Consider the following 4,324-nt stretch of genomic DNA (forward strand, 5'->3'; position numbering starts at 1 on the left):
TTGATAATTACCTCGGGTTTTAACCGAGAGGATTGAAGATCAGGAAATATTATTTCTTCTCTTGGTCGATTGGAGGCAAGCGTTCGCGTAGCGTCCCGGAGGGAACGGAAACCTCCCCATCCCTCGACCGCTTTTTTCGCCTTAAAAGGGGAGGCTTTAAACCAAAATTATTTAATTATTAATAATTAATAATTAATAATTCGGTAAAAATTGATTTTGATTTCTGAATATCGACTCTACTATTACACTTGTAGATGTTTCTAGTGCATAGATAGATTGATTTTGATTTCTGAATATTGACTCTACTATTACACTTGTAGATGTTTCTAGTCTATAGATAGTAGGTACTACCTGTTTTCATCAACTTGACAATTTCAGCCCCACCATTACCGAAAAATAAAGGTTTAAAGCCTCTCATGAGCAAGGAGAAAAAAGAAAAAAAATTTCCTTTTTAACCAATCCTATCCGTTATAAGAAGAGGTAATTATTAATTATTAATTATTAATTATTAATTATTGAAGAATTCTTTCAACAATTCTGGCAATAGCACAATAAGTTTATATTATTCCTAATTTTGACTTTTTCTCTATTTCCACACTCTCCTAATACCCCGCTCAAGAAAATGTAGAAAAATTTTTGAGATTTGGTATAAGTTATCTAAGTCGTGGAAGAACTTCACATAAAGTTAGCAGGAGTCTGCAGTTTTAATTTCTGATTAAAAAGAAGACCCCTGCTTTTGATATATTCTTAAAGTTTATGGAAAATTTTACTCAAATTCTTCTAACTGGTCTAGTCGCAACCAGATATTCGGAGTAGGTACTTTGCCAAATTTGACAAAAGCATAATCTCCCTTGGTATCTACAATTTCTCCCTTACTTTCAAATATGTAAGGAGGGAACCTATTGTCACTTGCTTTAGCTTCTAAACTATTTTCTAGTTTTTCTCGGACAACACGAACTAAACTACCTTTTTTAATGTCTGCCATATATGATTTCCATTTCTTGTCTTTATCTGTAATTAAATTCTATAGCAAATGAAAAAATCATACTCTGATTTGGCGTAGGCAAATAACTTCTTCTTTGTGAGTAAACAAGCAACAGTTAATTAACATTCTTCCTTATTTATTCTTTTTGACATTGAGGACAAAAATGGGTGGACCGCCCCGCTAGTTTAATTTTGGCCAAAGATGTATCACAAATTCGACATGGTTGACCGGCACGGTTATAAACCCAAGCTACACCGCCATAGTTACCATTAACTCCCTGAACATTTAGAAAGTTGCTGAAAGTTGTACCACCTGCATCTATAGAAGTTTCCAAGACTTTGAGAATAGCTAGATGTAATTGTTCTACTTGGTCTTCAGTTAAATCTTTGCACAAAGTTGTGGGTCTAATACCACTTAGGAATAAGGCTTCATCAGCGTAGATATTGCCTAACCCGGCAATGGTTGTTTGGTCTAAAAGGGCTGTTTTAATTGGTCTGTGCCTTTTTTGTAGTTGTTTGTTTAGGTATTCCAGAGAAAATTCTGGGGAAAATGGTTCTGGACCTAGTTGTTTGAGACCAGTAATGATGTGGGATATTTCTGTTCCTGGTGCTATTCTCCACATCTGGCCAAAGGTACGTTGATCTACAAATCTTAATTCATGGGTGGGATTTTTTTTGTCCTCTGTTGATTGATGACTAAAAAATAATCTAACTCGCGTGTGTTTGTGTAGTTTTTCTTCTGGCTTTACCCATAGGAGTTGGCCTGTCATTCGCAGATGTACTCCTAACCAACCATCCTGCTTTTGTTTGACCTGGGTAAGTTCTGGGGTTTCTCGATCCCATTTATAGAGTTGGGCAAGTAAATATTTGCCTCGTCGATGCCATTGGGCGATCGCTTTTCCCTGCAGTTCACCTAAAAAATCACCAATAGAAACAGGGTGAGCAACTGTGCGTTCTAGCAACACTTCCCCACCCAATATTTGTTTATTGAGAGTCAGTTGATTTAGACCTCGTTTTACTATTTCTACTTCCGGCAGTTCTGGCACAGTGCTAACTATTTCTTACAGCTTTCTTATTATATAGATACTGTAGAGAATTTTTTTCTAGTTAAGCATTTATCTGAGACAGTTTTTACCTATTTTTGCTTGTTTAATTTAGAATTGCTAGACTGAGCTTTTTCTATAGCTTTAGGTTCCAAGAACAGTTTGAGCCTAATTATTTACCTTTTGGCGCTTCTACCTCTACAACTTCATTCATGCCAAAGTTATTTGTGTTAACACCAGATGCACTACCACTGAAACCGTTGTAATTTACTTTGTCAAAGCGAACAATAACTGGATATTTAATGCCGCTTTTGTCAACAGAAGCAACTGTACCAACTTCCTGATACCAATAGGATTCTTTGCGTAAAATCCGAACTTTAGAACCACGTTGAACCATGAATTTTTTTTCCTTTAAATTAAGTATGGTAAAACTGTCATCTCATCCTATATCTTTTAAGCCTGATAATTTTTTAAGTTTTGTTGCAATTAATTTAGCCAGGATATTTGAACAAAATGGGCAGGACGACCCCACAAATCTTGAGTAACAGAAATATCGATCACTCTCAGGTTAAAAGGAATAGCAGTTGTGAGATATTTTTGGGCTAAACTACCCAATTCTGGTGCTAGTTGTATAGCTGCCGTAGCTGCAATACCAAGACCTAAAAGTTGCTCGATTGGTTTTCGGGGTAAAAGCATATTTATGCCTAGAGTAAATCCCGCAGTGAGAGTCATTGCCACTGATAAGTTTGTGCCACATCTAGGATGTACTGCTAAATTCCATTCTCCAGAGGTAATTCTCTGTAGCGCTGTTTCTACTGCTTGATTTAATTGATATGGGTTTACTGCACCGTACAGATAAAATCCTTGTGGTGTGGACATCCCTCCAATTGATTCATTAGAAGCTCTCGCAGTTCCTGAGTTGGCTAATTCACTCAGTACCCAAACTGTAGCGTGTTCTAGAGCATGAACTTGTCTAATTGTCAATACATCTTTTAAACCAGGAAAAAATTCTAGTTGCTTGATAAAATCGCTATCTTGTGCAGGATGGGGGGAAAAGTTAAAGGGAAACCAATCATTTACATATGAAGTAGAGGTATTTGTTGTCATGTTATTTTTTTCTTCTTGAAAATTGTCTATTTCTATAGTAGTCCTATTATAGTTCTATTAGAATTTTGCAAAAAATATTCTGACAAAAGTGAATAGTTCAATAATTAATAATTACCGAAAAATTAATAATTAATAATTAATAATTAATAATTAATAATTAAATAATTCGTGCCTTGAAGCCTCCCCTTGGATAGGGGAAAACAAAGAAAATATTCCTTATATTCAATCCTCTCGGGTTTTAACCCGAGGTAATTATCAATTATCCATTAATGAACTATCCTTTCCTTTCCTTAAAAGAAGAGGATTGAGCAAAATAATTTTTTTCTTTTTTTATCCTGAAAAGAGAGACTTTAGACCTGAATTATTAATTAAATAATTCAGCTTTATTAGCCTCCCCTTGACAGGGGAAAAAGCGGTCGGAAAGCGGAGCATTCCGTCAGGATGGGATGGCGAGGTTTCCGTTCCCTCCGGGACGCTACGCGAACTTCGAAGCTTTGCGAAGCGCAAACGCTTGCCTCCAATCGACCAAGAGAAAAGTGCTAGGATATTTCCTGATATTCAATAAGCGCAAGGTTTTAACCAGAGGTAATTATCGATTATCAATTAATGAACAGTTATTTAGGATCGGTATTGATTCAACTAGCTGTCAGCTTTTAGGATTTAGCTGGCTTCCTGGGTCGTAACTTCGGCCTTCAGCTTTTGGCAGCTCTGGTTGAAATCCCCTGCAACCCCGCATGGGTGGGATTGTTGAGTCGGGGTTGAAATCCCCTTGATAACTGACCAAAAATAATCTTGCTGACTGCCAACCGCTTTTTTAAATATTCCTGGAAAAATTAAAATAAATAGTCAATTAACTGAGTATTTTATCGGAAATAATTTTATAATTATATCATAAAATTACCTTTGCTATTTTACTCAAATTCTATTTTGATAAATGGCTCCAAATTCTGAATATCATAGACATTTATCCAACTTTATGAGTTACAATTAGACCTGACTGAATAAGTCGAAAAACATTACCACCAAAAGGCTTATAGCTCTTTTTCTTAAACAAAGTGTCATAATTATCGCTTTTGTCTGTCTCAAAAACCCTGCATTTCTAACAGACCTAACCTCAAAAATATCAGAAATTTTTTTCTCACTCCTGTATATTCCCTATTCCTTCTAACTCTATCCTCCTATCTATCCAC

The 4,324-nt window shown here is 35.8% G+C and carries 4 protein-coding genes; all 4 read right to left on the minus strand.

Annotated elements, in window-relative coordinates:
• Positions 1-766 precede the first annotated feature (766 nt).
• The 4 genes from ndhO to F6K22_RS07780 all read right to left on the minus strand — a co-directional run bounded on the left by ndhO (position 767) and on the right by F6K22_RS07780 (position 3,134).
• A complete protein-coding gene (ndhO, locus tag F6K22_RS07765) occupies positions 767-985 on the minus strand; it encodes an NAD(P)H-quinone oxidoreductase subunit O (protein WP_293095454.1) in 219 nt (72 codons plus the stop codon).
• Positions 986-1,121: 136 nt separating this feature from the next.
• On the minus strand, positions 1,122-2,030 hold the full coding sequence (locus F6K22_RS07770; protein WP_293095457.1) for a DNA-formamidopyrimidine glycosylase: 909 nt from the start codon (positions 2,028-2,030) through the stop codon (positions 1,122-1,124).
• A gap of 169 nt (positions 2,031-2,199) precedes the next feature.
• Complete coding sequence (locus F6K22_RS07775) at positions 2,200-2,424, minus strand: photosystem I reaction center subunit IV (RefSeq protein ID WP_293095460.1); 225 nt, start codon at positions 2,422-2,424, stop codon at positions 2,200-2,202.
• A gap of 89 nt (positions 2,425-2,513) precedes the next feature.
• On the minus strand, positions 2,514-3,134 hold the full coding sequence (locus tag F6K22_RS07780) for a DUF6391 domain-containing protein (protein WP_293095463.1): 621 nt from the start codon (positions 3,132-3,134) through the stop codon (positions 2,514-2,516).
• Positions 3,135-4,324: the final 1,190 nt, after the last annotated feature.

The organism is Okeania sp. SIO2F4, assembly GCF_010672385.1.
Classification (GTDB): Bacteria; Cyanobacteriota; Cyanobacteriia; order Cyanobacteriales; family Microcoleaceae; genus Trichodesmium.

Bases quoted from the DNA above. Each gene is read 5' to 3' on its own strand.
- F6K22_RS07775 (WP_293095460.1), bottom strand. From the start codon at position 2,424: ATGGTTCAACGTGGTTCTAAAGTTCGGATTTTACGCAAAGAATCCTAT.
- F6K22_RS07780 (WP_293095463.1), bottom strand. From the start codon at position 3,134: ATGACAACAAATACCTCTACTTCATATGTAAATGATTGGTTTCCCTTT.
- ndhO (WP_293095454.1), bottom strand. From the start codon at position 985: ATGGCAGACATTAAAAAAGGTAGTTTAGTTCGTGTTGTCCGAGAAAAA.